Source organism: Sphingosinicella sp. (assembly GCF_052387495.1).
In the GTDB taxonomy this organism is placed as follows: Bacteria; Pseudomonadota; Alphaproteobacteria; order Sphingomonadales; family Sphingomonadaceae; genus Allosphingosinicella.
The window spans coordinates 1-1,826 of record NZ_JBQTJC010000215.1 but is presented as its reverse complement, the minus strand read 5'-3'; the positions used below and the strand labels follow the sequence as shown (position 1 = coordinate 1,826).

The following is a 1,826-nucleotide window of genomic DNA, read 5'->3' as shown; positions in this document are numbered from 1 at the left end:
TCCTTTGCGAGGACGACCGCGGTTCGCCAATGGTCGTAGCCGGCGCCGAAGGGCGCGATCGAAAGGCGGCCGCGCCAATCGCCCTCAATGTCGATCGAGAGGCCCGGATCGCGCCAGCCGCGGCCGGTCTCGAAGCGGACGAGGCCGTCGCGCAGGGCGGTCTCGGCGGCGCGCTGCATGATCGGGTCGTAGGAGGTGCGGACCCACAGGCCACCGGCATAGACGCTGTTCGGATGGTCGGGCGAGGCGCTCTCGCCGAAGCGCTGGATCAGCTCCCGGCGGACCTCCTCCATGAAATAGCCGCCGACATTGGCGACGCTGTCCGGGCTGCCGCCGCGCACCGTGCCGAGCGGCTGACGGAGCGCCGCGTCGCGCTGGGCGGCGGTGATGAAATTGTTGCGCGCCATCTCATTGAGCACCCAGTTGCGCCGCTCAAGCGCGCGCTGGGGATGGCGAATCGGATCGTAATTGCTCGGCGCCTTGGGCAGGACGGCGAGATAGGCCGCTTCGGCCAGGGTCAGATCGGCCACGTCCTTGTTGAAATAGGCCCGCGCCGCCGCCTGCACGCCATAAGCGTTCCGGCCGAGGAAGATCTGGTTGAGGTAGAGCTCGAGGATCTGCTCCTTGCTCAGGGTCGCCTCGATCCGCCGGGCGAGGAAGCCCTCGCGGATCTTGCGGGTCACCGAATATTCGTTGCCGGTGAAGAAGATCTTGGCGACCTGCTGGGTGATCGTCGAGCCGCCCACCGCGCGCTCGCCCGTGCCGGATTTGGAAAGATAGTCCCAGACCGCGCCCAGAAGGCCCGGATAGTCGATCCCGCCATGCGAAAAGAAGGTGCGGTCCTCGGCGGCGAGGAAGGCGTTGATCAATTGCGGCGGGAATTCCTCATAAGCGAGCTGGACCCGCCGCTCGCGCGCGAAGCTCTGCACCGGCGCGCCATTGATGTCGCGGACATAGGTCGGGAGCACCGGCTCGTAATTGAGCAGCGATTCGGCGGAGGGCAGCCCGCGCGCGAACAGGAACCAGAGGATCGCATAGCCGATGAAGGGCAGAGCGGCGATCACCGCAAGCACCTTCACCCAGCGCTTCTTCCACGCCCGGCGGACGAAGCCCCCGGCGCGCCCCAGATACCCGAAATCGCGGCGCAAGGTGATCCGTTCGGCGGCAGCTTCGGCACTCATGGGCGCGGTCTAGCCGATGCGCCGCGGGCCGTGAAGGCGGGTCTTGCGCCCGCTCGCTCGGGTCAGACTAGATTACCGTAAAGTCGCTGGCGGCGAGCACGGGCGCCCCGCTCAGCACCGCGAACTGGACCGCCGCCCCGGCGCCGTTGCCGTCGGCGTCGAACAGGAGGGCGCCGGAGGCGGGATTGTAGATGATCCGGTCGTCCGCATCGAGCGCGGCGCTGCCGGTGCGGAACGCGCCCGCCGCAAGCGCGCCGTTGGGCAGGTCCGTGAACACCGCATTGTCGATGAAGATCCGGTCGAGCCCGCTGACGAAGTCCTGGATGCGGTCGGCGAGGGCGGGGCCGAACGCGTCCGCGAACACGAACCGGTCGGCGCCCGCGCCGCCGTTCAGGATGTCGTAGCCCGCACCGCCGTTCAATTGGTCGTCGGCGTCGCCGCCGAGCAATATGTCCGACCCGGCGAAGCCCGCGATCACGTCGTTGCCGCCGCCGCCCGACAGCGTGTTGGCGCCATTGTTGCCGAGCACGGTCTGGCCGAATTCGTTGCCGGTCAGGTTGAGCGCGGTCGTCGCCGACAGATCCCGGGTCGAAAGCACCTCCACCTCGCGGCCCGCGCCCAGCGTGTAGCTGACGTTCGACAGGA

General features: G+C 68.3%; 2 protein-coding genes. Both read right to left on the bottom strand.

Translation table 11 applies throughout. The annotated features are described in order from the left end of the window. Positions 1 to 1,181 (bottom strand): transglycosylase domain-containing protein (locus ACT4N8_RS11990; RefSeq protein ID WP_444858360.1); only part of this gene is annotated, 1,181 nt, incomplete at its 3' end. 67 nt (positions 1,182 to 1,248) lie between these two features. Next, on the bottom strand, positions 1,249 to 1,826 hold a 578-nt coding region (locus tag ACT4N8_RS11985), incomplete at its 5' end, for a calcium-binding protein (RefSeq protein WP_444858359.1).